Here is a 24,794-nt window from a genome sequence, read left to right as displayed (position 1 = left end):
CGTTTTCGTTCGCTGTAGGCAAAGCCTGCCCTGCACGTTGCGGCCGGGGGCCGGGCGTAGGCTTGCAGGGTTGGCAGCCCGACCGCGGGCGCCGGCTATGTACTACAGAACAAGCATTAATAAGCACAACATACGAGCACACAGCACACAGCACACGAGCGCAGGAAAAGGTTGGTCAGTTGCGCCCCTCCCATGACGACAGCAGGACCGCGGCGCAGGGCCGGCCAGGCAATCCCGTACCCGGGCAGTCTCCCGTCCCGGCCCCGCAGCCGGACGGAAGCTACTCCGTCTATCCGTACCAGGGCCTGGGTGCGGGCCGCCCGGCACCGGCCAAACGCTCCGCCCGCTCCCGGGCGATGATTGCCTCCGGTGCGCTTGCCGGCGTACTCGGCGCCGCCGGCCTGCTGCTGCCCGCCCAGTACGTGGTGGAGTCTCCGGGACCTACGTTCAACACGCTGGGCAGCGCCGGGGATGCGAAGATCATCGAAATCGAGGGGCGCCAGAGCTATCCGACGGAGGGGGAGCTGGACCTGACCACCGTCTACGTTTCCGGCGGCCCGAGCACCAACATCAGCATCTTCCAGGCCGTGGGAGGGTGGGCAAACAACGACGACGTCGTCTATCCCACCGAGTTCCTCTATGCACCGGGAACCACCAGTGACGAGGTGGACGAGGAAAACGCCGCCGCCATGACGTCCTCCCAGGAATCCGCCGTCGCCGCGGCCCTGACGCAGCTGGATATCGGTTTCACCCAGGAACTGACCGTGGCAGCCGTGGTTGAAGGCTCACCGGCCGAAGGCGTGCTGCAGACCGGAGACACCGTGGTTGCGGTGGGGGACACCCGGATCGACGGCATCGAGAGCCTGCGCGCAGTCCTGAACGACGGCGGCGGCTCGCCCGCGGAAATCACGGTACGGCGGGACGGGCAGGAAACAACCGAATCCGTGACGCCGCGGCAATCAGATTCCGGTACCTATCAGCTCGGCATCGAACTGGCGACCTCCTTCGAGTTCCCTTTTGAAGTCAACATCGGTGAAACCCTGGAACGGGTCGGCGGTCCGTCCGCGGGCATGATGTTCGCCCTGGGGATCGTGGACCGGCTGACCCCGGAACCGTTGACCGGGGGTAAGCACTTTGCCGGAACCGGGACCATCGACGCGGCCGGGAACGTAGGCCCCATCGGCGGGATCCGGCAGAAACTGATCGGAGCCTCCGACGCCGGTGCCGAGTATTTCCTTGCCCCTGCAGACAACTGCGGGGAGGTCGTCGGTCATATTCCGGAAGGCTTGGAGGTGGTGCGGGTTTCCACTCTGGACGAAGCCATCCAGGCCGTCGAGAAGCTCGCCGCCGGCGGGAATGCGGCAGACCTGCCTCAGTGCACCCCCTAGTAGTAGACGGCCCGCCCTAGTTACGATCGGGACAAGGTTGTTTGCGGCACCGGATCTGAGTGGCAGCCAAAGAGCAATCCAAGGCAGAATGATTTTACGGACGGCTTCCGGGTCAACCGGTGGGGAAACAGGGCTGGAAAACGACCCGAAAGCATTCCCGCCGGTGCATCCCGGATAGGCCGCGAGCCGACGCACCGAACGATGAGGTAACTGTGACTTCCGGACCAAACGGCCCATTTTCCCGACCCGGCACGGCCACGGCCGTCGGCAGGCGACGGCGGCGCAGCCCGCTGATCGCAACGCTGATCGTAGTTGCCGTCCTGGTCATTGGCTTTGTGTACTTTTCCCAGGTTTACGCAAATGTCCTTTGGTACAACCAGCTGGGGTATCTGGAAGTCTTCGTCAAGGAGAACCTGACCCGTATCTCCATGTTCCTCGCGGCCTTCCTCGTGATGGCAGCCGGCGTGTTCACCAGTATCCGGGTGGCTTACACCTCGCGGCCGATCTATGCGCCGGACAGTGCGCTCCAGGACAACCTCAACCGGTACCAGGCCCAGCTTGAGCCCATCCGCAAGCTGCTGATGATCGGTATTCCGATCGTCGTCGGCGGCTTCGCCGGCACGGCTGCCATGTCCATGTGGCAGCAGGCCCTGCTCTTCTTCAACCGGCGCGATTTCGGACAGACAGATCCGCAGTTCAACATGGACTACAGCTTCTATCTGAACACGCTGCCCTTCATCGGGTTCCTGGTGGGTTTCCTGATCAGCGTCGTCGTCATTGCCGGTATTGCCGGCCTGATGACCCACTACCTTTACGGCGGTATCCGGCTGGAGGAGAAGGGCGTGTTCGTCAGCCGCCCCGCCCGCCTGCACCTGGCCATCATCGCCGCAGCCTTCCTCATCCTGCAGGGCATCAACTTCTGGCTCGACCGCTACGACACCCTGCTGAGCACCTCGGGAACCTGGACCGGCGCCCTCTACACCGACGTTGAGGCCGTCATCCCGACCAAGGCCATCCTGGCCGTTGCCTCTGTGATCGTTGCCGTCCTGTTCATCCTCTCCGCCGTCATCGGCCGCTGGCGCCTGCCGATTATCGGCACCGCAATGCTGATCATCACGGCCATCGTGGCAGGCGGCGTCTACCCCTGGATTGTGCAGCGGTACCAGGTGCAGCCTTCGGAGCTGAGCCTTGAACGCGAATACATCCAGCGCAACATCGACCTCACGCGGGAGGCCTACGGCCTGAGCGACACCGAGGTCATCCCGTACGACGCCACGGTGAACGCCAACGCCGGAGCCCTTGCACAGGACGCCGGCACCACCGCCAACATCCGCCTCCTGGACCCGAATGTCGTCTCCGACGCGTTCGGCCAGCTGCAGCAGTTCCGCCAGTACTACCAGTTCCCCCAGACCCTGAACGTGGACCGCTACGAGATCGACGGCGAGGTGCAGGACACGGTCATCGCCGTCCGCGAGCTGAACGTCGGGGGCGTGCCCGCAGGGTGGGTCAACGAACACATCCTCTACACCCACGGCTACGGCGTGGTCGCAGCACGCGGGTCCACGGTGGGGCCGGACGGCAAGCCGAGCTTCATGGAGTCCGGCATTCCCTCCACCGGTGTGCTCACCGACAGCGGGGACTACGAGCCGCGGATCTACTTCGGCGAGAACTCTCCGCAGTACTCAGTGGTCGGCGCGCCGGAGGGCACCCCGCCGGTGGAAATCGACCGCCCGCAGACGGGTAACTCGGAAGAGGAATCGCAGACCACCTTCAGCGGCGAGGGCGGGCCGAGCGTCGGGAACTTCTTCAACCAGCTGGTCTACGCGATCAAGTTCCAGTCCACCGAGCTGCTGCTCGCGGACTCCATCAATGAGGAATCCCAGATCCTGTATGACCGCGACCCCCGCGAGCGGGTGGAAAAGGTTGCGCCGTACCTGACGGTCGACAGCAACGCGTACCCCGCCGTCATTGACGGCCGGGTGAAGTGGATCGTGGACGGCTACACCACGAGCAAGTACTTCCCCTACTCCACGCAGCAGGAGCTGCAGGATGCAACCACTGACTCGTTGACCCCGGGCGCTGCGGCGCTGCCGCAGGAACAGGTGAACTACATCCGCAACGCGGTCAAGGCCACCGTTGACGCCTACGACGGTTCCGTTGAGCTGTACGCCTGGGATGACGAGGATCCGCTGCTGAAGTCCTGGCAGAGCGTCTTCCCCTCCACCCTGAAAAAGTACAGCGACATGTCCGCTGACCTGATGGCGCACGTGCGGTACCCGGAAGACCAGTTCAAGGTCCAGCGTGAACTGCTCGGCAAGTACCACGTCACCGATCCGGATTCCTTCTACAAGAACGACGACGCCTGGAGCGTTCCCGCCGATCCCACGGGCGGCAACGGCAGCGTAAAGCAGCCCCCGTACTACCTGTCGCTGCAGATGCCGGGACAGGATGAAGCGACCTTCTCGCTGACGACGCCGTTCATTCCGTTCGTGAGTGAAGGCGGCGACCCCCGCAACGTGCTGTACGGTTTCCTCTCCGCGGAGGCCGACGCCGGCACCGGGGAAGCGGGAGTCAGGAGCGAGGACTACGGCAAGCTTCGACTGCTTGCCCTGCCCACGGATACGGCCGTTCCCGGGCCGGGCCAGGCGCAGAACACCTTCAACTCCGATCCGACCGTCTCGAACGCCTTGAACCTCCTGCGCCAGGGCGCCTCGGAAGTCATCAACGGCAACCTGCTGACCTTGCCGGTAGGCGACGGCATCCTGTACGTGCAGCCCGTTTACGTCCAGTCTTCGGGTGAAGCCTCGTACCCGACGCTGCAGCGGGTGCTGGTGAACTTCGGCGAGAAGGTGGGCTTCGCACCCACCCTCGAAGAGGCCTTGGACCAGATCTTCGGCGGCGACTCCGGAGCGTCCACGGGAGATGCCGGCAACGTCGGTGCTACGCCTCCAACAACGGAAGGCGGCGGCGACGTGACCGCCCAGTCCGAACTGGCTACGGCGCTTTCCGACGCCGGGCAGGCCATCCAGGACGGCCAGACGGCCCTTGGCCGCGGCGATTTCGCCGCCTACGGCGAGGCCCAGGCCCGGCTCCAGGACGCCATATCCCGGGCAACTGCAGCCCAGGAACGGATGGAGGGCGCTGCCGGCGGCGACGCCACCGAGGCGCCTGCGGACGGCGCCACTGCTCCGGCGGAAGACGGCGACGGCGGCAACTAGCGGACAGCGGCGGGGCACTAGGTGCCCCGCCGCCGGCTCGCCGGCCCGGTTCCCGGTCCTGCAGCTATGGGCCGGCGGGGTCCGGTTTGCGCCACGGTGCTGCTGCGGGTAGAGTTAGATATCACGCCGCGGGGTGGAGCAGTTCGGTAGCTCGCTGGGCTCATAACCCAGAGGTCGCAAGTTCAAATCTTGCCCCCGCAACAAAAAGAAAGTCCCTCGAGGATCCGCAAGGAACCTCGGGGGACTTTTGCTTTGCCCGGCAACGGACCCACTAAACTGCCCGCATGGGCGATACTCCAGCGGAACGTGACCCGGACCGCGGTGAGACCCCGCTGCAGAAGCAGGACCGGAACTGGACGGACCTGCTGCAGGAGCTGCGGGTGCTCCAGACCGGGATCCAGATCCTGACCGGCTTCCTGCTGACGCTGCCGTTCCAGCAGCGCTTCACCGAACTGAACCCGGTCCAGGTGGGCATCTACCTGTCCCTGGTGGTGCTTTCCGTACTCGTCACCGCGCTGCTGCTGTCAACGGTGGTGCTGCACCGCACCTTCTTCCAGCGGCGGATCAAAGGAAACCTGGTGGACAGCGCGGACCTGCTGCTGCGCCTCACCTTGGTTCTGGTGGGCCTGATCCTGGTCGGGACCATCGGCCTCGTGTTCGACCTCGTGCTCTCCGGTGCAGCCGGCGCCATAGCCGCAGTCTCGGTGGCCGTGGTCGTGGCGCTGCTGTGGCTGCTTCTGCCTCTTGCGCTGAGGCGGCAGGCCCTGCGGCAGCGCAAAGCACGGCGGGTCCGCAGCAGACGCACGAAGGGCGGGCACCGGTAGCGGCACCCGCCCTTCGGCAGTACTAAAAGCTGCTGCGGCTAGTCCTCGATGGCGGACTGCTTTGTACCGGAAGACTTCAGGGCCGCCAGCCGGGCTTCGACCTCGGTCTGCTCGCCGAGATCCTCAAGGGACTCGAACTGTGCATCAAGGCTGGAGGAAGCCAGCTCGTTGGCGCCGCGGACACGGGCTTCTTCACGGCGGATCTTTTCCTCGAAACGGCCCACCTCGGAGGTCGAGTCCATGACATCGATGCTCTTCATGGCGTCATGCATCTGCGTCTGCGCGGAGGCGTTGCGGGCGCGGGCAATCAGTTCGTCGCGCTTACTGCTGAGCTGGTCCAGCTTGCCCTTCATCTGGTTCAGGCCGGTCTTGAGGCGTTCAACGATCTCTTCCTGGGAAGCAATGGTCGGCTGTGCACCCTTGGCTTCGTTTTCGGAGGCGATCTGGCGCTGAAGGGCCACCTTGGCAAGGTTGTCGAACTTCTCGGCGTCGGCGGTGTTCCCGGCCGCGCGGAACTCATCGGCCTTGCGGGAAGCAGCCAGTGCTTTGTTGCCCCAGTTCTGGGCGTTCTGGATGTCCTCGTTGTAATCGTCCTGGAGCATCCGAAGGTTCCCGATGGTCTGCGCGACAGCGCTCTCGGCCTCAGCGATGTTGTTGCTGTAATCCCGCACCATCTGGTCGAGCATCTTCTGCGGGTCCTCGGCCTGGTCGAGGATGGCATTGATGTTGGCCTTGGCCAATTGAGTGATACGTCCGAAAATCGACTGCTTAACCACGGTGTCTGCCTTTCAATCTGCTGTGTTCGGAAAAATCCCGCCTCCGCCATGGGGCGTTACGGGTACATCTTGGTGTACTTTTGCGTCTTTGGCCCGTGTTGGCTAGAAGTTTCCGCCGGATGAGCCGAACCCGCCTCCGCCGAAGCCGCCGCCTCCGCCGAACCCGCCTCCACCGAAGCCGCCGAACCCGCCGCCGCCCCAGCCGCCGCCGTGCGAACCGCCGCGCAGGATGGAATCGATGAGAATACCTCCGAGGATGGCGCCGCCCAGGCCGTTGCCTCCGCCGCCGATTCCGCCGCCGAACCCGCCGCCTCCGTAACCCCCGCCGAAACCGTCAACGTCCTGCTGCGCCATTTCCGCTGCCTGTGCCGCCAGGGCATTGGCCTGCTGGGCGTAGGCGAGGGCGCTCACCGGATCAGAGGACTGCATGGCAACGGCCTGCTGCAGATTGCGCTCAGCCTCGGCCAGACGTGTCCGCGCCTCGCTGCCGACGCCGCCGCGGCGGGCCCGGATATAGTCCGAGGTGCCGGAAATCTGCGCCTGCGCGGCCATGATGGCGTGCTGCAGGGAATCCCGTGCCCGCCTCTCCTGCTCCTGGCGGTCCCGGATGCCTTCGAGTGCGGCATCGAGTTGGCTGTTGGCCGTTTCCAGCCGGCGCAGCAGGTCCACCGGGTCAATGGGGCCGGCCTGCGTGGCCTGGTTCACGGCATCGACGGCGGCACGGACCCCGGCTGCCGGACCGGCGAGACCGGGAGCCGTTCCGCCTGCGGCAATAGCGTCGGCCTGGGCCAGGTCCTGGTTGGCATCGGCGACTGCGCGCTGGAGCTCCTGCCGCGCGGCGTCGAGTTCCTGGCTCCGCTTGTCGATCGCGTCCAGCAGGACGTCGGCCTGGTGGACGGACTCTTCGGCCGCCCGGACGGAAACCACTGCCGAAGAAGTATCCCCTTCGGCCAGCTTTTCATTCGCCGTAGCGGCGGCATTGGACACGAACGCCAGGCGTTCATGGGCCTGGTCGATGTTGTCGCTGATCTGGCTCACCGCAGAGGCGGCATAGCGGGAGCGCAGCGAATCCAGAGTTGCCGCCGAAGTGCTGAGGCGCGATGCGGCCTGCTCGGCGGCTGCCTGTGCCGCAGCCAAGGCTGCCGGGGCGTTCTTTTCCAGTTCCCGGAGGGAATCGAACTCTTCCTTGTGTGCCTGCAGCGACTCGTTCACTGCCTCGCACCGGCGGATGATTTCCTTCAGCCAGGTCCGTTGCTGCTGCTCCGTGTCCGGTATGTGGTCGTCGAGCTGCTGCTGCAGCTTGAAGGACTCGCCCATGTGTGCGCGTGCTGCGGCCAGATCCTCGGAGAAGGTCGTGACGGCACCCTCGCCGTAGGCGGCCATGGCAAATCCGAGTTCCTGCTCGCTGGACTTGATCGCATCGTCGGCTGCCACGAGCAGGCTGCCGGCGCGCTTGCGCAGGTCCGGCACGCTCATGGTGTCCAGCGGATCCACCGGGGCCGCGGGCCCCTGCTGCTGTACGGGCGCGGCGGCGACGGACTTGCGGCGGCGGCTGCGGATCAGCAGGGCGGTCCCCAGTCCACCGGCGACGACGACGCCGCCAACCAGCAGGGGCGCCACGTCGGCACCGCCGGATTCTTCCGCGGCGGCAACTTCTCCGTCTCCGCCGCGGGCAATGTCCTCCAAGGACTCCGCAGCGTTCACTGCGCTGTTGGCCCACTGGGCGGAGGAAATGTCCTGGGAGCCCAGCAGGGGATCGGTCGCGGCAGCGAGGATCGCGTTGCGCCGCGCCTGGGTCAGGACGCTCTGGTCACCGGTGGAGACCTGAATCTTGCGTTCTTCGGTGGCGATGCTCAGGAGTGCTTCCTTAGCGCCCATGCCCTTGCCCTGCACCACCCGTTCCGACCACGCGGCCGGGTCTGCGGGGCTGGTGAAGGAATCCACGTAAACCACGTACAGGGTGTACCCGGTGCTCCGCTGCACCTCCGAAATCGCTTCCTCCACCTCGGAAGCATCACTGCCCAATACATCTGCCGGGTCCACAATGTACTCGCCCGGCGGTATCCGCACAGGGGATTCCGCCGGAACCTGGACCACCGATCCGGCGGCCGCCTGGACGGGGGCCGCGGGCCCGGCAAAAGCAGCGGCGGGGACCAGAACCGTAACTGCGCTCAGGCCTAGTACGGCCGCCAACCTGTTCCGTGACCGCATACAACGTCCTTTGGTTTTCGTCTCGCTCGGTTCCAGCTGCCGGAAGGGACAGCTCATGCGGCCCCGGACCTTGGTACCGATTCTAGGGGCCGCCCTATGCCGCGTCCACCGGGACCGGAGCGGGAGAGCCGGCTGCGCAGCCGGGCAACGTCCGCCTGACCTGCACTTTTACCCTGTGTTTCAAGTAGCCTGCCAGTAAGACGGCGTCCGGGTTCTTCACAGCGGATGTCCAGCAATCGTCCCCGTACATCCCAGCCAGCGCTGCCATAGTGGAAAAAAAGAACCTTGTGGCTACACCATGGGTAAAGCGAACTTTGAAAGGACAACCCACATGACTGACCAACACGGCGGCCCCGAGGGCCCCGAACGCCCGTTGCCTCCCCGGCCGCCGGCGCCGCCGTCGTATTCGGGGACCGCTTCGAGCGAAACACAGGGGAACCCGCAGACCGAACCCCTGACGAACGCCGTCCCTCCGCAGGGACAGCCGGGCGAGGGAAACGGCCCGGCCAGCTATGGATCCTCCACTTACGGGTCCGCAGGTTCGGGCACCGCTTTCCACGCACCGGCTGGAACCACGCCGGCCCGCGAATCCCGGGCAAAGAAGTTCGGGGCGGGAACATTGGTTGCGGGCATGCTGCTTGCCGGTCTGTTCGGCGGCGGCGTGGCCGTCGGGGCGCACACGCTCCTGGAGGACAGCAACACTTCCGGTCAGGCCAGCCAGCCGCAGACAGTCGTGGTGAACGACAAAGACAGCGTCAACTCGGTCACGGCGGCGGCAGTGAAGGCCTCACCGAGTGTGGTCACCATTGAAGTTGCCGCCTCCGGCAGCACGGGCACCGGTTCCGGGATCATCCTGGACGACGACGGCCACATCCTGACCAACACCCACGTGGTAACCCTCGGAGGCACTGCCGCCGACCCCGTCGTGGAAGTCCAGACGGCGGACGGGCGGGTCCTGACCGCGACCATCGTCGGGACGGACCCGCTGTCCGACCTCGCGGTCATCAAGGTGGATGCCCCGGACCTGACACCTGCTGCCCTGGGCGATTCCGGAAACCTGAATGTCGGGGACACCGTGATTGCCATCGGCGCCCCGCTCGGCCTGTCCGGGACGGTGACTGACGGTATTGTCTCCACTCTTAACCGCACCATCAGCGTCCAGTCCTCGGCCGCGCCGGAAGAGTCGGAGAGCTCAGACGAACCCGAAGACAACGGTTTCGGATTCCGGTTCGCTCCGCCGGACGGATCGTCGCAGGACCAGAGCACCGCGGAGAGCTCAATCTTCCTCAACGTGGTGCAGACCGACGCCGCCATCAACCACGGCAACTCCGGCGGCGCGCTGGTCAACACCGACGGTGAAGTCATCGGCGTGAACGTCGCGATTGCCTCGGCTGCCTCCGGTGCCGCAGGCGAGGACAGCGGCAACATCGGTGTCGGGTTCGCCGTTCCCATCACCTACGCCGAGCGGGTAGCGGAAGAGATCATCGACAACGGGTCCGCGACCCACGGCTACCTGGGCGTCTCGGTGACGCCGGCAACCGCGTCCGATTCGTCGTCGACGTTCACTGTGGGTGCCGAGGTGGCCGAAGTGGTATCCGGGTCGCCGGGCGAAAAAGCCGGCCTGCGCAAGGGCGATGTGGTCACGTCCGTCAACGGCATCCCGGTTACGGATGCCCAGTCGCTGACTGCAGCCATCCGGATGCAGCCCGCCGGCGGCAAGGCCACCATTGACTTCACGCGCGACGGCAAAACGGACAGCGTTGACGTCACCCTCGGGGATTCGGCAAAGCAGTAACGCCGTCTGGCCGGGCCGCGTAGTTCGAGCAGGCAACGAAGGGCCGCGCCGGGAGCATCCGGACGCGGCCCTTCCGTTTGCACGGCCCTTCCGTTTGCGCCGACGCGAAAGCCCGGCCAGTGTGTGATTAGCTTTAAACGCGCCGCTTCGAGGCGGCGCGCGTCGGCGGGAGGATCTCCAGGCCGCCGGGAAACGATTTTCCTACCGGAAAGGCCGGAATGCAGGAGTCAGCCACTCATCCGCTGAACATTGTTGTCTTGGTAAAGCATGTCCCCGACGCACAGTTTGACCGGCACCTCACCGGCCCCGGGCATACGTTGAACCGTGCTGAAAGCATCCTCTCCGAGCTGGACGAGTACGCCCTTGAGGCGGCACTGCAGCTGGCCGAGGCCCGCGGCGGGGAGAGTGCCGGGAACAAGGTGACCGCCCTGGCCATGGGCCCGGCGGCAGCAGTGAACGCGGTGAAGAAGTCCCTGCAGATCGGCGCCTATGCAGGCGTGCACCTGGCCGACGACGCCCTGGCCGGTTCCGATGCAGCCGGGACCTCCCTGGCCCTTGCCGCTGCGGTACGCACTATCGCTGAATCGCAGGGGCCGGTGGATCTGGTCATCACGGGCATGGCCTCCACGGACGGTGAAACCTCACTGGTTCCCGCGCAGCTCGCCGAAAGGCTGCAACTGGCACAGGTGACCTTTGCTTCCGAACTCGACGCAGTGGACGTCGACGGCGCCCCGGTCGTGAAAGCCCGCCGCGACGGTGATTCCTTCACCGAAACCGTTGAGGCGCCGCTGCCGGCCCTGGTATCGGTCACGGACCAGGCCAACAGCCCGCGCTATCCGAACTTCAAGGGCATCATGGCTGCGAAGAAGAAACCCGTTACGGTGCTGACACTCGCCGAGATCGGAGTGGATCCGGCGCAGGTGGGGCACGACGGCGCCTGGACGGCCGTAGCCGCTTCCGCTCCGCGGCCGCCGCGCTCGCAGGGAACCATCATCACCGACGACGGCACCGCCGGCGTGCAGCTGGTGGACTACCTCGCCGCGCAGAAACTGATCTAAGACTTCTCCTGCTTGAAACCGGCGCTTCGCAGGCGCCGCCGCCTACGTCCTAAGGAGCGCACCATGGCGTCCGTCCTGGTTTTTCTCGATGTCCCAGCCCTGCCCCTGCCGCGGGCTGCCCGCGAACTGCTGACCCTTGCCGGCACGGTAGGTGAACCCGCGGTAGCTGTCGCCCACCGCGTGGATCCGGCCATGCTCGAAGCACTTGCCTCCCACGGCGCGGTGAAGGTTTACGAGCCGGCCGGGGAACTGGACACCGTCCTGGTGGCCGCGAAGGCCGCCTTCCTGGCGGACGCCGCGAAGAGCGAGCAGCCTGCCGCGATCCTGCTGGGCAACTCATTCGAGGACCGCGAAATTGCGGCCCGCGCCGGAATCAAGCTCGGCTCCGGCGTCATCACTGACGCCGTTGCGGTGGCGCCGGACCTCGCCGTCACCAAGTCGGTGCTTGCCGGGTCCTACACGTCGACCTGCCGGGTGCGTACCGGCACGCCCATCATCACCGTGAAGGCCAACAGTGTCGAGCCGGCACCCGCCGATCCGTCCGCCGCTGCTCCGCAGCGGGTCGAGGTTCCCCTCTCGGAAACAGGTCCTGCCGCGCGGGTCACGGGCCGCTCCGGCAAGCGCGTGAGCGGACGTCCCGAACTGGCCGAGGCACGGGTGATCGTTGCCGGCGGACGCGGGATGGACGGGAACTTCGGTCCCGTGGAGGAACTGGCGGACCTCCTCGGCGGAGCGGTGGGCGCTTCGCGTGCGGCCACGGACGCGGGCTGGATTGAACATTCCGCCCAGGTGGGGCAGACCGGCAAGACCGTCTCCCCGCAGCTGTACATCTCCGCCGGCATTTCCGGCGCCATCCAGCAGAAGGCCGGTATGCAGACCGCCAAGGTGATCGTCGCGGTCAACAAGGACGCCGACGCACCGGTGTTCGAGATCGCGGACTTCGGCATTGTCGGGGATGTGTTCTCCGTGCTGCCCCAGGCGGCCGAAGAGATCCGGAAGCGCAGGGCCTGAGATGTTCCCGACGTCGGCTCCCGGCCGGGTCCTGGCTTTCGCAGCCCATCCGGACGACATCGACTTCGGTGCCGCCGGCACCCTGGCCCGCTGGGCCCGCGAGGGCACGGAGATCACCTACTGCATCATGACCTCCGGTGACGCGGGCGGCTTCGACCCTGCGGACCGCTCCGGCGTCAGCGCCCTGCGGAGCGGGGAACAGCGGGAAGCCGCCCGGCAGGTGGGAGTGCAGGACATTGTGTTCCTGGGGGAGCGGGACGGCTACCTGGAAGCTAACCACTCGGTGATCGCCCGCGTGGTGGAGCAGATCCGTCGGGTGCGTCCCGACGTCGTGCTGTCCATGCACCCCGAGCGGAACTGGGACCGCATCCAGGCGAGCCACCCCGACCATCTGGCCTGCGGAGAAATAGTGACCCGGGCTGTTTACCCGGCCGCCGAGAATCCTTTTGCCTATCCGGAACTCGCGGAGCAGGGGCTGGAAGCGTACAAGGTGCCGTGGCTGTGGTTTTACGGTGCGCCGCGTGAGCGGGAGAACACTGCCGTGGATGTCAGCTCCACGGTAGACGTCAAACTGGCCGCCATCCGGGTCCACGCGAGCCAGCATCCGGACATTGAGGGCATGGACGCCTCGGTCCGCCGGTTCCTGCAGGACAACGCCCGCCGGCACGGCCTGCCGGAGGGCGTCAGTGCGGAAACGTTCCACGCGGTAGGCGTGAATACCCCGGAGACTATCGCCGGGTTCTAGCTGCCGCAGCTACTGCCGGCCCTGCCGGCGGCCGGGCCGGCGGGCAGAGCGGTTACGGACGGACAGCCGTGGCGATAAGGGTGTCGGTATTCAGTGCATAGTCGTCGCCGAGTTCGGCCAGGAATGCGGTCCGGACCCGGTCCACGGCTGCCGGATCTTCGGGCAGCAGCATCCGGTAACCGCCGCCGAGCACCAGGGACCAGGCGAGGGACGGACTGAGCTGGACCTGTCCCGGAGTGGGGGCAACCGTGATTTCGGTCAGGCCGAGCGACTCGAGCCAGGACGTGAGCTGCTCCGGTGTCTGAAGCCGCTGCGCGTTCCGGGCCCCCGACTGGGGAAGAGCCTCCAGATCGGGCCGTTCCTGCAGGCAGGCTTTCCACAGCAGTTCCCTGAAGGGTTCCCAGGATCCTTCGGCCCAGGTGCTGAGGGCGAAGCGCCCGCCGCTGCGAAGCAACGACACAAGGTGGGCGGCGCCGGCGTCCATGTCCGGAAGGAAGAACAGGGAGTAGGCGCAGACCACCGCGTCGTATGGTGCATCGGCCTGCCATGACGTGAGGTCGGCCTGGGCAAGGTGGACATTATTGAGTGCGAGGGTGTCTGCCTTGGCCTGGGTCAGCGCCAGCATCTGTGCGCTGAGGTCCACCCCGTCGACGACGCCGTCGGGACCCGCGAACTGTGCGGCCGGGATGGTGGTGGCACCGGTGCCGCAGCCTGCGTCCAGGACCCGGTCGCCGAGCGTGATGTCCGCCGCGGCCACGAGTGCATTTCCCATGGGGTTCCAGAGCGACGGTGCGAGCCGCTCGAAGTCGGCGGCGCCGTCGTCGAACGCGTTGCCGATGTGGAGTTCAGGCATGGGAAGTGTCCTTCGCTAGAGCTGGGCACCGGCGAAACCGTGCTGGCGCCAGGCTTCGTAAACGGCTATGGAGGCAGAATTTGCAAGGTTCAGGGAGCGCAGGGTGGGCAGCATGGGCAGCCGTACCCGGGCGGTGACATGCGGGTCTTTCTTCACCTCGTCCGAAAGCCCGACCGACTCGCGGCCAAACATCAGGACGTCTCCGGCACGATACTCGATATCCGTGTAGGAAGTGTCACCGTCCGAGGTGAAGGCATATACGCGTTCGGGTTTCAGGGCTTCCCAGGCGTCCTGCAGGCTTGCATGGACGTGCAGGACGGCGAGGTCGTGGTAATCCAGGCCGGCGCGACGCAGCTTGGAATCCTCGAGGCTGAAGCCGAGGGGCTCAACCAGGTGGAGTTCGGCCCCCGTGATGGCGGCAAGGCGAATGGCATTTCCGGTATTGCCGGGGATTTCAGGGGAATGGAAAAGGATACGGAACACGACTCCATCCTATGCCCGGCGCCGGAACCCAGACGCATCGCTCAACGCGTGGACGCGTCGATCAACGGCGCCAGCACCGGCAGCTGGACCGTGTTCGGTTGCGGGCCTTCGGCAAAGAACCTACGCAGTTCCCGCAGCAGGCCGCCGGGGTTGGCGACATGCAGGGTCGCAGGCGCTGAGCGGCTCAGCCTCGGCGGGTAATCGACGATGGGTTCGAAGGGATTGCCGTTAGGACTGTGGAGGACCAGCCAGCCCGTGGCGTTGAACTCCGGGAAGCGGGACTGCAGAGTGCGCACCGCATCGGCCAGCCGCAGGGTGGACACCTCCCGGCCGCGGTGCAGCAGATGCTGTCCGTCCCACCGGTAGTTGCCGGGGGAGGCCATCAGCGAACCCAGGACTGCCATGCGGTAACCGCCCAGCAGCACGTGGCTGACATCGAGGTTGCCGCCGCGCGGTCCTGTGTCCGGAATGTGGAGGCCGTTGACCAGGCGAGCGGCCGGGTAGTCCTCAAGCAACTCGCGTTCCAGCAGGTGGATGGTCCGGTTTTCGGCGTCGAAGCGTCCCACGGCGTTGGAGCCGATCCGCGCGAAGAAACCAGGACGGCGCGGTGCGCCGTGGACCTGCTGTCCGGCCAGGGCCAGGGGGATGAGGGGAGGATTCTTCGGGGAGAAGTCCGGGACAAACACCGGTGGCCGGTCCAGATCCGCTGCGGTCCGTTCCGGGGCGGACCGGGTTCCCGCGGCCCGGCTGGCCGGGCTTCCGAAGCCGGTGCCGGTGCTGGAGCTGGTGCTGCCTGTATCCGTGCCCTGGCCGAACCGGCGATCGTATGCGGCCTTTCGCCGCGGATCGGATAGCACCCGGTAAGCTTCCGTGACGCGATGGAAGCTCTCGCTCGTGCCGCCCTGGTCTGGATGGGCGTTCCGGGCTGCCTTCCGGTAGGCGGCCTTGATTTCGGCCGTCGATGCCGTGCGGGCCAGGCCTAAGACCTCATAGAGCGTCGGGTCTGACGGGCTCAAAATGGTTCCTCTCGGGCAGGCTGGTCGCTGCGTGAGGCAAGTCTACCGGTGGTTCCGGCACTGCGGCCCGGCACGGAAGGGCTCTCCGGGGAGGCATTTTCCGCGGAAGGGCAGAGGAGGACAGCGTGTGTCCTGCGCGCTACGTATCGTCGGCGTGCATCGGGAACCTGACTCCGGCATAGACCTCACGGAGGAACCCCATGAATGACCAGATCCAGCCCTTCAGCATTCCGGTCGACCCGGCATCGGTGGACCGGCTTAACGACAGGCTCCGGGCAACGCGGTTCGCGCCCGCGCTTCCCGGGGAAGAATGGGCAACGGGTGTCCCGGCCGGCTACCTCGAACGCGTGGTCGCGTACTGGGCGGACGAATACGACTGGGCGTGGCACGCAGCAACTCTGAATGGCCTGCCGCAGTTCACCACTGTCATCGACGGCCAGCAGGGCCGGTGAGGGAAAGGTTGCGGAGTGGGGTGGGGGCACTCCGTGGAAAACGTCAGGAAAGTCCCAGCCGCCCGAATCGGCAGCAGGCGCCATGGCGGCTAGAATTGGCTGGTGCCCGTGTATCTAGATCACGCGGCGACCACGCCGATTTCGGCTTCGGCCCTCGCCGCACTCACCTCAGAACTCAGCCGCAGCGGCAACCCTTCGTCCCTGCACGGCTCGGGCCGCCGTGCCCGAATGGTCGTGGAGGACTCCAGGGAAATCCTGGCCGCCGCCGCAGGCTGCCATCCCTCCGAGATCATTTTCACCTCCGGCGGCACCGAAGCGGACAACCTCGCCGTCAAGGGTCTTTTCTGGGCCCGGCGCGACGCGGACCCGGCCCGCAACCGCATCCTCGTCTCCGGCATTGAACACCATGCCGTACTGGACGCCGTCGAATGGCTGGAGAAACACGAAGGTGCGGTGCCGGTGTGGATCCCGGTGGACCACGACGGTGTCATCTCCCTCGACGCCATCCGCCGGGAACTCGAAGCGAACGCAGACAGCACGGCCCTGCTCACCGCTATGTGGGCAAACAACGAGGTGGGTACCGTCCAGGACATCCGGGCCATCGCGTCCCTGGCCCACGAGTACGGTGTCCCTGTCCATTCGGACGCCGTCCAGGCGTTCGGCGCGCTGCCGATCGGCTTCCGCTCCGCAGGCCTGGACACCATGGCACTCAGCGCCCACAAGATCGGGGGCCCGGTGGGAGTGGGTGCCCTGGTCGTAGGCCGCGCCGTTAAGCTCACGCCCGTCCAGCACGGCGGCGGACAGGAACGGGACATCCGCTCCGGCACCTTGGACACCGCGGGAATCGCAGCGTTCGCCGCTGCAGCGCAGGACGCCGCCGAGCACCTGACGGACGAGTCGGAACGCCTGCGCACGCTCCGCGACTACCTCATCACCGGCGTAGAGCGGGCCATTCCCGAGGCAGTCCTGCGCGGTGCGCGGGACGACGACGGCGGTGGACGCCGGCTGCCGGGCAACGCCCACTTCACCTTCCCCGGCTGCGAGGGCGATTCACTGCTTTTCCTCCTGGATCTGGCCGGAGTGGAGTCCTCAACCGGGTCTGCCTGCACGGCCGGCGTCCCGCGGCCTTCGCACGTACTCCTGGCGATGGGACTGACCGAAACCGAGGCACGCGGTGCCCAGCGGTTCAGCCTCGGGCATACAACCACTGCCGAAGACGTTGACACTTTGTTGCAGGCACTTCCCGAAGCGTATGAGCGCGCGAAGAAGGCCGGCATGGCCGGACACGTAAGCAGCATCCAAACAGCAGGAACAGGTTTTACTTCATGAAGGTTTTGGCAGCAATGAGTGGCGGAGTCGATTCCGCCGTGGCCGCGGCACGGGCAGTCGAGGCGGGGCACGACGTCGTCGGCGTCCACCTTGCGCTGTCCCGGATGCCGGGCACCCTGCGTACCGGCAGCCGCGGCTGCTGCACCATCGAAGATTCCCGCGACGCCTGGCGTGCCTGCGACATCCTGGGGATTCCGTACTACGTCTGGGACTTCTCCGAGCGGTTCAAGGAAGACGTGGTGGACGACTTCGTGGCGGAATACGCCGCCGGCCGCACGCCCAACCCCTGCATGCGCTGCAACGAACGGATCAAGTTCGCCGCGCTGCTGGAAAAGGCGCTGGCGCTGGGCTTCGATGCCGTGTGCACCGGCCACTACGCCAAGGTCCTCACCAACGCCGAGGGCAACCCGGAGCTGCACCGTGCCGCCGACTGGGCCAAGGACCAGTCCTACGTGCTGGGCGTGCTCACGGAGGAGCAGCTGCGCCACTGCATGTTCCCGCTGGCCGAAACCCCGTCCAAGGCCGAAGTGCGGGCCGAAGCCGAACGCCGCGGACTGTCCGTGGCGAACAAGCCCGACAGCCACGACATCTGCTTCATTCCCGACGGCGACACCCGCGGCTGGCTCGAAGAGCGCATCGACATGACCGAGGGCGACATCGTGGATGAGACGGGCGAGAAGCTCGGCACCCACCCCGGCGCCAACGCGTTCACCGTGGGCCAGCGGCGCGGCCTGAAGCTCGGCACGCCCGCCGCGGACGGCAAGCCCCGTTTCGTGCTGGAAATCCGCCCGAAGGAAAACAAGGTCGTGGTCGGACCCGAGCAGCTGCTGAACATCGACCAGATGCGCGGCATCAAGATTTCCTGGGCCGGACTGCCGATCCCCGAGATCGCTGCCCGGACCACGTTCCAGTGCATGGTCCAGGTCCGTGCCCACGGCGACCCCGTGGCAGCCACCGGCTGGATGGAAGACGTAGCCGACGAGGCCACCGGGGCAACACGTGAAGAGCTTGTGGTCCGGCTGGCCGAACCCATGCGCGGGGTCGCCCCCGGCCAGTCCATGGTGCTTTACCAGGGGACCCGGGTGCTGGGACAGGCGACCATCGACTCGGCGCGTTCCCTGGAGTGGGACCCCGCAGCCGTTTCGTAATGTGCTCCGGGCCGGGAGCAGCTCCACCTAAACTGGACCAATGAGCCAGACAGGACCAATGAGCGAATCACCGGACCACGAGTTCGATCCGCGGGCAAGTTCCCTCTCCGGGAAGGTAGCCGAGGAAGTCATGGAAGAGCTGCTTGCCGTGCGCAGCAGCATCGACAACATCGACGCGACTCTCGTGTACCTTCTTGCCGAACGCTTCAAGGCGACCCAGCGGGTGGGTCACCTGAAGGCGGAGCACCACCTGCCGCCGGCGGACCCGGGACGGGAAGTGGCCCAGATTGCACGCCTGCGCCGCCTGGCCGCGGACGCGCACCTGGACCCGGCCTTCGCGGAAAAATTCCTGAACTTCATCATCAGCGAAGTGATCCGCCACCATCAGGCCATTTCCCAGACCCGCAACGGCGGAACAGATGTCCCGGAGGCCTGAGGAGCGGCGCGGGGAAGCAGCTCTTCCGGAGCCGCCCGCCCGCCCGGAAGCACGCAACGGCATGGTTACGGCGACGGCGCCCGGCAGCTGGCCGGGAACCGATCCGGTCGAATCGAGCCGGGTAGTCCGGGGCGAGCTGGGGGACCCGCACCTGCCCTTCCTGGTCGAACTGCCGCAGCGCGGGCCAGGTGCGGACGCGCTCGGACGAAGCGCCGCCCTGCTCGTGGACCTTTTCGTGGATGTCCAGCCGCACGGTTGGCGTCTGGTGGGGCGGCCGGGCAAGGACCACCGCCGCGCGGCATCCCTGCTCACCCAGGACCTGAACGCTCTGGCCGACGTCGTCGGAGCCGAAGAACGCACAGGCGAAGCGCTGAAAATCTCCGTCCGCGGGCCGCTCTCGCTTGCCGCGAACCTTTATCTGCATAACGGTGAGCGGGCGTTGTCCGACGCCGGTGCCCGCCGGGAGATTCTCCAGTCCTTCACTGCCGGAGTGGGTGAGTATGTGGCGCGCGCGTCGTCGTCGGCACCGGGTGCACGGATCACCGTGCAGGTCGACGAGCCCGACGTCGCCGCCGTCCTGGCCGGCGGGATCCCCACCGCCAGCGGCTACCGCACACTGCGTTCCGTGCCGTCGTCGGAGATATCCAGCGCCTGGCAGCAGGTCCGTGAAGCAATCGACGCCGTCGGCGCGGACACAGTCTTCACCCTGCCCCGTGCGGAGGGATACGGACCGCTGCGGCCCGGCACACGGTCACCGTTTGAGCTCGCCGTCGGTGCCGGAGCGCAGGGCGTGGCCCTCGCCGCAGCCGGGCTGGATGCTCGCGACTGGGAAGGCATCGCCGAAGCCGTTGAAGGCGGACGCCGGATCTGGCTTGGTATCCTTCCGGTTCCCGCGGACGGAGCCGCACTGCCCCAGGTCACCGACCTGGTGGAGCGGGTGCTGCGGCCCTGGCGGAAACTGGGACTCCCGCTTCAGGACCTGCCGGCGCTTCGCCTGACACCTGCCGACGGGCTGGCCGATATTTCACCGGAGGCGGCGCGGAAAGTCCTGGCCCGCCTCACGCAGACGGCGTCTGCACTGGACCAGGTCGTAGCCGAGGGGTAAACGGGCCGGTCCGCGCGGACTTAGGTCCGGCGCTCCCAGCGTGCCGGTTCGACGTCGGCAGGCAGGCCGCCGTCGAAATCCCGGCTGGCGTAGGTGAAGGCGCCGTCGTACTCGAAAACCGTGCCGACCTGCCGCTGGATGACCCGGGTGCGGATCCGGAACAGATCCTGCTGCGTGTCCCACCACTGTTCCACCTGCGCGTCGGCACCGGCGAAGTCCGGCAGGGGCAGCCGCAGCGGACCGAGGAACAGGCGGCTTCCCGGGGAATTCATGTGCAGATGACCGTCCTCCGACACCCGCAGCAGCAGATTCGTGGCCAGGTTGCGGCGGCGGCCCAGATAATCCGTCAGGACCCCGGGGCCGGTCAGTACCGTGGTGTCCTCGAAGGTCCGCTGCCGGCCCGGAAAATCGAAGCGTCGGACCGCCGTAAGTGCCGGCCGGCCCCACGGGTCGAGGTGCGGATAGTTGCGGATGGAGAAGGGGACGGAGGTCCCGTACTCCGGGAAAAAGGCGTTGGACACCGGAACCAGCGGCAGCAGCGGACGCAGCCAGGGCCGGGGACACCCGGCGCGGAGGAAAACGCCGGTGCCTTCACCGAACCGGCCGGTGTCCGGGCCGAGGCTGAAATACGCCTGCAGCTGGGGCTGCAGGCGGAGAAACCCTGATCCGAGGACCTGCTGGTACACGGAGTCCATGGCTACAGCCTTCCGGCGGCCTTGAGGCGGAGATACATATCTGCGAGTTTCGGCGCCAGCTCGTGCGGCGGCTCATCCACAACTTCCGCGCCCATCGAGCGCAGCTGAGCGCTGACCGCAGCCCGGTCGAGCATGGCCCGCTCGGCTGCCGCGGCACGGAAGACCGCCGGCGTCGTACCTCCGCCGGAACGCAGCTCGTCCAGGCCGGGATCCCGCACGGAGGCAACCACCACCACGTGCTTCTGCAGCAGCCGGGGCAGGACCTGCACCAAGCCCTCCTCCACAGCTCCGGAATCCAGCGCGGTGATCAGGACAACCAGGGACCGGCGTGCGGACACGGCGTGCACGGCGCCGGGCAGCAGGGAGAAATCCGCTTCGATGAGTTCCGGTTCCAGCGGTGCCGCGGCAGTGACGAGCCGGCTCAGCAGGTTTTCCTTGCCGCCGGAGTCCACACGCGCCCGGATCCGCCGGTCGAAGGCCAGGAAGTCCACACGGTCGCCGCCGCTGCGGGCAAGAACGGCCAGGAGCAGGGTAGCTTCAATGCCGGTGTCCAGGCGGGGTTCGTCTTCGATCCGGGCGGCGGACGTCCGGGAAGTGTCCAGGGCAATGATCACCCTCCGGTCGCGTTCGGGCCGCCAGGTCCGCACTACGGTGTCCTGCCGCCGGGCGGTGGCACGCCAGTCAATGGAGCGGACGTCGTCGCCCCGCACATATTCGCGCAGGGAGTCGAATTCGGTTCCGGCCCCGCGCAGCTGTACCGAGGTGTTGCCGTCCAGCTCCCTGAGCCTGCGCAGCTTCGAGGGCAGGTGCCGCTTGGCATGGAACGGAGGAAGCACCCGGATTTCTGCGGGCACAGGCAGCGTCCGCTGGCGGGCCGCGAGCCCAAATGGCCCGAAACTGCGTACCGCCACATGTCGGCTTTTCAGGATCCCGCGGCGGGCGGGTTCCAGCACCACTTCCATGGTCCGGGCTTCACCGGCCGGAACGGTCAGGCGCTGCTGGGGGTTGCGGGCACCGGCGGAAGGCTGCCAGCCGTCCCGGACCACGGCCCGCAGCCGGGCCTTGGCATCGTTGCGGACCACCAGGGTGCCTGCCGTCGTTTCACTCAGCCGCACGCTGTCCGGCAGGCGCCGCTCCACGCGGAGCCGCCGCACGGGGGCAGCCAGCAGCAGGTCCAGTCCGGCAGCGGCGGCCAGGAAAGCCAGCCAGAGCAGGATCGAGACGGCGCCGGGGTACAGCACCACGGCGACGGAGCCCAGGAGCGCCAGCAGGACAAAGCGGCCCGAAACAGCCATCGGCGCTACCGGGGAACCGGAACTGTGGCGAGGATGCTTCCCAGCACATCGTCCACATTGACCCCGTCCATCTGGGCCTCGGGCCGAAGCGCCACGCGGTGCCGCAGGGCGGGAAGGGTGAGCGCCTTGACGTCGTCGGGAGTCACGAAGGCCCGCCCCGAGAGCCAGGCCCAGGCCCGCGCAGTATTCAGGAGGGCAGTCGCCCCGCGGGGGGACACCCCGAGCTGGAACGACGGCGCCGAACGCGTCGCCCGGACCAGGTCCACGATGTAGGCGAGGACCTCGGGTGCAACGGTTACCCTTGCCACTGCCTCGCGTGCCAGCTCCAGGTCCCGGGCCGAAGCCACCGGCCGGACACCGGCCGCGGCGAGGTTCCGCGGATCGAAGCCGCCGCTGTGCCGGCGGATCACCTCGATCTCGTCCTCCCGGCCGGGGAGGTCAAGCGTCATCTTCAGCAGGAACCGGTCGAGCTGGGCCTCGGGGAGCGGGTACGTTCCCTCGTATTCCACCGGGTTCTGGGTCGCCGCAACAATGAACGGCTCGGGCAGGTGACGGGTGACGCCGTCGACGGTTACCTGGCGTTCTTCCATGGCTTCCAGCAGGGACGCCTGGGTCTTGGGCGGCGTGCGGTTGATTTCGTCCGCGAGCAGGATGTTGGTGAACACCGGTCCCTCCCGGAAGGAGAACTCAGCGGAACGGTTGTCGTAGATCAGGGACCCGGTGACGTCGCCGGGCATGAGATCCGGCGTGAACTGGACGCGCTTGGTGTCCAGGTCCAACGCCGCGGAAAGGCTTCGAACCAACAGCGTCTTGGCGACGCCGGGCACGCCCTCGAGCAGCACATGCCCCCTGGCCAGCAGGGCGATGATCAAGCCCGTAACGGCCGCGTCCTGCCCCACCACTGCCTTGGCAACCTCACGCCGGACCTGCTCCAGGGCAGCACGCACGGGGTCCTCTCCCGGAGACGGAGGAGCCGCCGGCGCGGTGCCGTTGGCGGCTCCGGAGGGTGCGGGTGCGTAGGGCTCGTACTGCTGGCTCATGATGAAGTGGCTTCTTCCTCTAGGTCTTTCAGGTCCTGGGCCCAGCGCACGAGATCCGCGCCCGTTCCGGGCAGTCGCTGGTTGAGCAGATGGTCAATCTCGGAATAGCTGCGGCCGGATGCGTTCGCCGCCGCACGCGTGACCGTGGCGACGCCGGCGCCCGGGCCCACCCGCAGATGCGCCGCCAGCCGGGTCATAGCCGCGGCACGCAGGGTGGCGGCTGCATGGGCCACAGCCCGGCTGTCCTGGTACAGGCGGGCCCGGCCCTCAGCAGTCTCGGCCGCATGGACAATAACGGGCAGGGGTTCCTCCACCAGCGGCCCCAGCCTGCGGCCGCGCCAGAAAGCTGCGGCGCAGGCGACCAGCAGGAGCCAGAACAGGAGCGGATTCACCCATGGGGGCAGCAAGGCGAAGGGATCGGCGGGAGCTTCCGACGCGGGAATATCGAAGGGGCCGGCCTGATACCAGACCAGTGTTTCGTCCGGCCCGAGCGTGCGGAAAGCCAGTGCGGCGTTGCCCTCGAGGGCAACGCTTTCGTTGGCGAGCAGGTCCGCGCTGCCAAGCACCACGGCGGATCCGCCCTTGGTAGCCGCATAGGAACCCGCAGCGCCGGCGCCCTGGTTGCCCGGAGCCGGGAAACAGGTGACGGGTCCCCGGTAGGTTTTCCCGCCGGCTTCAATGGCACCTGCTGCCTCGGCATCCTCGCTGCTGCAGCCGGCGTCAAGCCGGTGGCGCTCAGGATCCGGGGGAAGAACTCCGGCGGAACGGATCTGAGGCGCAAAATCCGCCAGTTGCTCAAAGGACGGTTCCACGAGCACTACCCGGCCGGCAGCGTCGGCAAGGTCCTCGCGTTGTTCACCGGTGAGGTAGCCCGAGGGATCAAGGAACAGCAGAGTCGCCCCGGGATTGTCGTCCAGGGCGGCCAGCGCTTCCGCCAGCGTCTGGTGATGCTGCACGTCCACTCCCTGGTCCGCCAGGATTTCGGCGGCGGCCATGGCGCCGTCCGGGGCAGGGTTGGCGGGGGAGAGTGCCGTGGTGTCGTGATCAGCACGTCCCCAGACCGAAGCAATCACAACTCCGCAGAGCAGCAGCAGGAGCAGAAGCGGAACCCGGTGCCGGCGCAGCCAGGCCGCGAACCGGCTGCGTACCCGCGGCGGCGTCGGCTCTTCGCCGCCCTCGCTTTCCGGGGCACCATTGCTGCCGGTAGGCGCCGCTTCAGCGGCAACCCGACTCATTGCGGCACCGCCAGCGACGGTTCGGCCGATGCCGAAGAGGCAGGACGGGCTGCCTCCAAAGCCGTATCAAGGGCAGATGCGCGTCTGTAGTCCGCTTCCGCGGCAACCCCCTTCCCATAGAGCACCTCGTCGAACCGCTGCTGGATCCACGTGATCTCCGGACGGAAGTCCGGGAAGGCGGCGGCCAGCCGGGTACCGGCTTCGGCGGCCGTCCGGGCCGGCCGGGCATCGAAAATGACCCGTTCCTCCGCCGAACGGACCATCGCGCGGAAGTACTCGGCAAGGGCATCATTCCAGCGGTTCTCTGCAGCGGCCTGCTCCGCGCGGGTACGGTGGTCGGTTGCCCGTTCCACGACGTCGTGCGTGAACACCTCGGTCCGCTTTTTAGCGGACGCATTCAAGCGGGGGCGAATCACGACAATGGCAACGGCCACCAGCACAACGGCGGCCAGGACCAGTACCAGGACTCCCGGACCCGCGCCGAGACCGTCCGCATCCTCGAACAACTCGTTCAGCCAGTCGCCGACCCGTGCCCAGAACCGGTCGAGCAGGCCGGGTTCGGCTTCTTCGTACACGCGCCTGGACAACTCGTCGCGTGCCCAGTCCCGTGCCTGGTCCGCATCGGGCTCGATCGGGGCCTCCAGGGCGGCTCCGGGCCGGAGGAGTGCTGAGGACGGCATG

At 67.1% G+C, this 24,794-nt stretch carries 22 protein-coding genes and 1 tRNA gene; 13 read left to right on the top strand and 10 right to left on the bottom strand.

The features are described from left to right. Positions 1 to 179 precede the first annotated feature (179 nt). The 4 genes from LOC56_RS01130 to LOC56_RS01115 all read left to right on the top strand — a co-directional run bounded on the left by LOC56_RS01130 (position 180) and on the right by LOC56_RS01115 (position 5,430). Positions 180 to 1,388 (top strand): YlbL family protein, encoded by a 1,209-nt coding sequence (locus LOC56_RS01130; RefSeq protein WP_229949734.1) that lies wholly within the window; start codon positions 180 to 182, stop codon positions 1,386 to 1,388. A gap of 212 nt (positions 1,389 to 1,600) precedes the next feature. After that, positions 1,601 to 4,606, top strand: a complete 3,006-nt coding sequence (locus LOC56_RS01125) for a UPF0182 family membrane protein (RefSeq protein WP_442860036.1) — start codon at positions 1,601 to 1,603, stop codon at positions 4,604 to 4,606. A 127-nt stretch (positions 4,607 to 4,733) separates the two neighbouring features. After that, positions 4,734 to 4,807, top strand: a tRNA-Met gene (locus LOC56_RS01120). A gap of 83 nt (positions 4,808 to 4,890) precedes the next feature. Beyond that, complete coding sequence (locus tag LOC56_RS01115) at positions 4,891 to 5,430, top strand: DUF6328 family protein (protein ID WP_229949732.1); 540 nt, start codon at positions 4,891 to 4,893, stop codon at positions 5,428 to 5,430. Between the two features lie 38 nt (positions 5,431 to 5,468). Here the strand turns inward: LOC56_RS01115 and LOC56_RS01110 are convergent, their stop codons facing one another. Both LOC56_RS01110 and LOC56_RS16140 read right to left on the bottom strand, forming a co-directional pair. Next, on the bottom strand, positions 5,469 to 6,206 hold the full coding sequence (locus tag LOC56_RS01110) for a PspA/IM30 family protein (protein WP_229949730.1): 738 nt from the start codon (positions 6,204 to 6,206) through the stop codon (positions 5,469 to 5,471). Positions 6,207 to 6,308: 102 nt separating this feature from the next. After that, on the bottom strand, positions 6,309 to 8,417 hold the full coding sequence (locus LOC56_RS16140) for a TPM domain-containing protein (RefSeq protein ID WP_269437920.1): 2,109 nt from the start codon (positions 8,415 to 8,417) through the stop codon (positions 6,309 to 6,311). 331 nt (positions 8,418 to 8,748) lie between these two features. Here LOC56_RS16140 and LOC56_RS01100 point away from each other — a divergent pair, with 331 nt between their 5' ends. The 4 genes from LOC56_RS01100 to LOC56_RS01085 all read left to right on the top strand — a co-directional run bounded on the left by LOC56_RS01100 (position 8,749) and on the right by LOC56_RS01085 (position 13,026). Further along, positions 8,749 to 10,212 carry a S1C family serine protease gene (locus LOC56_RS01100; protein ID WP_229949729.1) on the top strand — a complete coding sequence of 488 codons (1,464 nt, stop codon included), beginning with the start codon at positions 8,749 to 8,751 and terminating at the stop codon, positions 10,210 to 10,212. A 218-nt stretch (positions 10,213 to 10,430) separates the two neighbouring features. Beyond that, the gene (locus tag LOC56_RS01095; protein WP_229949726.1) at positions 10,431 to 11,270 is read left to right on the top strand and encodes an electron transfer flavoprotein subunit beta/FixA family protein; all 840 of its coding nucleotides are present in this window, start codon (positions 10,431 to 10,433) and stop codon (positions 11,268 to 11,270) included. Positions 11,271 to 11,333: 63 nt separating this feature from the next. Next, entirely contained in the window at positions 11,334 to 12,281 is a 948-nt protein-coding gene (locus LOC56_RS01090) for an electron transfer flavoprotein subunit alpha/FixB family protein (protein WP_229949725.1), read from the top strand. Between the two features lies 1 nt (position 12,282). Further along, positions 12,283 to 13,026, top strand: a complete 744-nt coding sequence (locus tag LOC56_RS01085) for a PIG-L deacetylase family protein (RefSeq protein ID WP_229949724.1) — start codon at positions 12,283 to 12,285, stop codon at positions 13,024 to 13,026. Positions 13,027 to 13,078: 52 nt separating this feature from the next. On the opposite strand, the gene LOC56_RS01080 is transcribed toward LOC56_RS01085, so the two are convergent. From LOC56_RS01080 to LOC56_RS01070, 3 genes are read right to left on the bottom strand one after another with little or no spacing between them, the layout of a single operon-like run. Then, complete coding sequence (locus LOC56_RS01080) at positions 13,079 to 13,879, bottom strand: class I SAM-dependent methyltransferase (RefSeq protein WP_229949722.1); 801 nt, start codon at positions 13,877 to 13,879, stop codon at positions 13,079 to 13,081. A gap of 15 nt (positions 13,880 to 13,894) precedes the next feature. Beyond that, a complete protein-coding gene (locus LOC56_RS01075) occupies positions 13,895 to 14,362 on the bottom strand; it encodes a tRNA (cytidine(34)-2'-O)-methyltransferase (protein WP_227918382.1) in 468 nt (155 codons plus the stop codon). A 41-nt stretch (positions 14,363 to 14,403) separates the two neighbouring features. Beyond that, positions 14,404 to 15,378: a J domain-containing protein gene (locus LOC56_RS01070; protein WP_229949720.1), complete on the bottom strand. Its 975-nt coding sequence runs from the start codon at positions 15,376 to 15,378 to the stop codon at positions 14,404 to 14,406. Between the two features lie 200 nt (positions 15,379 to 15,578). Between LOC56_RS01070 and LOC56_RS01065 the strand changes: the two genes are divergently transcribed. The 5 genes from LOC56_RS01065 to LOC56_RS01045 all read left to right on the top strand — a co-directional run bounded on the left by LOC56_RS01065 (position 15,579) and on the right by LOC56_RS01045 (position 19,848). Continuing rightward, a complete protein-coding gene (locus LOC56_RS01065; protein WP_229949719.1) occupies positions 15,579 to 15,830 on the top strand; it encodes an epoxide hydrolase N-terminal domain-containing protein in 252 nt (83 codons plus the stop codon). 102 nt (positions 15,831 to 15,932) lie between these two features. After that, entirely contained in the window at positions 15,933 to 17,159 is a 1,227-nt protein-coding gene (locus LOC56_RS01060) for a cysteine desulfurase family protein (protein WP_229949717.1), read from the top strand. Continuing rightward, positions 17,156 to 18,307 (top strand): tRNA 2-thiouridine(34) synthase MnmA, encoded by a 1,152-nt coding sequence (gene mnmA, locus LOC56_RS01055; protein ID WP_229949715.1) that lies wholly within the window; start codon positions 17,156 to 17,158, stop codon positions 18,305 to 18,307. Before LOC56_RS01060 ends, mnmA begins: the two co-directional genes overlap by 4 nt. 58 nt (positions 18,308 to 18,365) lie before the next feature. Then, complete coding sequence (locus tag LOC56_RS01050) at positions 18,366 to 18,743, top strand: chorismate mutase (RefSeq protein ID WP_229949713.1); 378 nt, start codon at positions 18,366 to 18,368, stop codon at positions 18,741 to 18,743. Then, a complete protein-coding gene (locus LOC56_RS01045) occupies positions 18,727 to 19,848 on the top strand; it encodes a hypothetical protein (protein WP_229949711.1) in 1,122 nt (373 codons plus the stop codon). The genes LOC56_RS01050 and LOC56_RS01045 overlap by 17 nt, the downstream gene beginning before the upstream one ends. Before the next feature lie 20 nt (positions 19,849 to 19,868). Here the strand turns inward: LOC56_RS01045 and LOC56_RS01040 are convergent, their stop codons facing one another. From LOC56_RS01040 to LOC56_RS01020, 5 genes are read right to left on the bottom strand one after another with little or no spacing between them, the layout of a single operon-like run. Further along, complete coding sequence (locus LOC56_RS01040) at positions 19,869 to 20,543, bottom strand: DUF4166 domain-containing protein (RefSeq protein WP_229949709.1); 675 nt, start codon at positions 20,541 to 20,543, stop codon at positions 19,869 to 19,871. Between the two features lie 2 nt (positions 20,544 to 20,545). Continuing rightward, positions 20,546 to 21,838: a DUF58 domain-containing protein gene (locus LOC56_RS01035; RefSeq protein WP_229949707.1), complete on the bottom strand. Its 1,293-nt coding sequence runs from the start codon at positions 21,836 to 21,838 to the stop codon at positions 20,546 to 20,548. 5 nt (positions 21,839 to 21,843) lie between these two features. Then, positions 21,844 to 22,878, bottom strand: a complete 1,035-nt coding sequence (locus LOC56_RS01030; RefSeq protein WP_229949704.1) for an AAA family ATPase — start codon at positions 22,876 to 22,878, stop codon at positions 21,844 to 21,846. Next, positions 22,875 to 24,113: a DUF4350 domain-containing protein gene (locus LOC56_RS01025; RefSeq protein ID WP_229949703.1), complete on the bottom strand. Its 1,239-nt coding sequence runs from the start codon at positions 24,111 to 24,113 to the stop codon at positions 22,875 to 22,877. Before LOC56_RS01025 ends, LOC56_RS01030 begins: the two co-directional genes overlap by 4 nt. Beyond that, positions 24,110 to 24,793: a DUF4129 domain-containing protein gene (locus LOC56_RS01020; RefSeq protein WP_229949701.1), complete on the bottom strand. Its 684-nt coding sequence runs from the start codon at positions 24,791 to 24,793 to the stop codon at positions 24,110 to 24,112. Before LOC56_RS01020 ends, LOC56_RS01025 begins: the two co-directional genes overlap by 4 nt. Between the last annotated feature and the right edge of the window lies 1 nt (position 24,794).

It is taken from the genome of Arthrobacter sp. zg-Y179 (assembly GCF_020907345.1).
GTDB classification, from domain to species: domain Bacteria; phylum Actinomycetota; class Actinomycetes; order Actinomycetales; family Micrococcaceae; genus Arthrobacter_B; species Arthrobacter_B jinronghuae.
Note: the sequence above shows the minus strand (reverse complement) of the source record. Positions and strands in the feature narration are given on the sequence as shown.

Excerpts from the sequence above, each read along its gene's own strand:
- LOC56_RS01115 (WP_229949732.1), top strand. The coding sequence starts at position 4,891 with ATGGGCGATACTCCAGCGGAACGTGACCCGGACCGCGGTGAGACCCCG.
- LOC56_RS16140 (WP_269437920.1), bottom strand. The coding sequence starts at position 8,417 with ATGCGGTCACGGAACAGGTTGGCGGCCGTACTAGGCCTGAGCGCAGTT.
- LOC56_RS01100 (WP_229949729.1), top strand. The coding sequence starts at position 8,749 with ATGACTGACCAACACGGCGGCCCCGAGGGCCCCGAACGCCCGTTGCCT.
- LOC56_RS01095 (WP_229949726.1), top strand. The coding sequence starts at position 10,431 with ATGCAGGAGTCAGCCACTCATCCGCTGAACATTGTTGTCTTGGTAAAG.
- LOC56_RS01090 (WP_229949725.1), top strand. The coding sequence starts at position 11,334 with ATGGCGTCCGTCCTGGTTTTTCTCGATGTCCCAGCCCTGCCCCTGCCG.
- LOC56_RS01085 (WP_229949724.1), top strand. The coding sequence starts at position 12,283 with ATGTTCCCGACGTCGGCTCCCGGCCGGGTCCTGGCTTTCGCAGCCCAT.
- LOC56_RS01080 (WP_229949722.1), bottom strand. The coding sequence starts at position 13,879 with ATGCCTGAACTCCACATCGGCAACGCGTTCGACGACGGCGCCGCCGAC.
- LOC56_RS01065 (WP_229949719.1), top strand. The coding sequence starts at position 15,579 with ATGAATGACCAGATCCAGCCCTTCAGCATTCCGGTCGACCCGGCATCG.
- mnmA (WP_229949715.1), top strand. The coding sequence starts at position 17,156 with ATGAAGGTTTTGGCAGCAATGAGTGGCGGAGTCGATTCCGCCGTGGCC.
- LOC56_RS01050 (WP_229949713.1), top strand. The coding sequence starts at position 18,366 with ATGAGCGAATCACCGGACCACGAGTTCGATCCGCGGGCAAGTTCCCTC.
- LOC56_RS01045 (WP_229949711.1), top strand. The coding sequence starts at position 18,727 with ATGTCCCGGAGGCCTGAGGAGCGGCGCGGGGAAGCAGCTCTTCCGGAG.
- LOC56_RS01040 (WP_229949709.1), bottom strand. The coding sequence starts at position 20,543 with ATGGACTCCGTGTACCAGCAGGTCCTCGGATCAGGGTTTCTCCGCCTG.
- LOC56_RS01035 (WP_229949707.1), bottom strand. The coding sequence starts at position 21,838 with ATGGCTGTTTCGGGCCGCTTTGTCCTGCTGGCGCTCCTGGGCTCCGTC.
- LOC56_RS01030 (WP_229949704.1), bottom strand. The coding sequence starts at position 22,878 with ATGAGCCAGCAGTACGAGCCCTACGCACCCGCACCCTCCGGAGCCGCC.
- LOC56_RS01025 (WP_229949703.1), bottom strand. The coding sequence starts at position 24,113 with ATGAGTCGGGTTGCCGCTGAAGCGGCGCCTACCGGCAGCAATGGTGCC.
- LOC56_RS01020 (WP_229949701.1), bottom strand. The coding sequence starts at position 24,793 with ATGCCGTCCTCAGCACTCCTCCGGCCCGGAGCCGCCCTGGAGGCCCCG.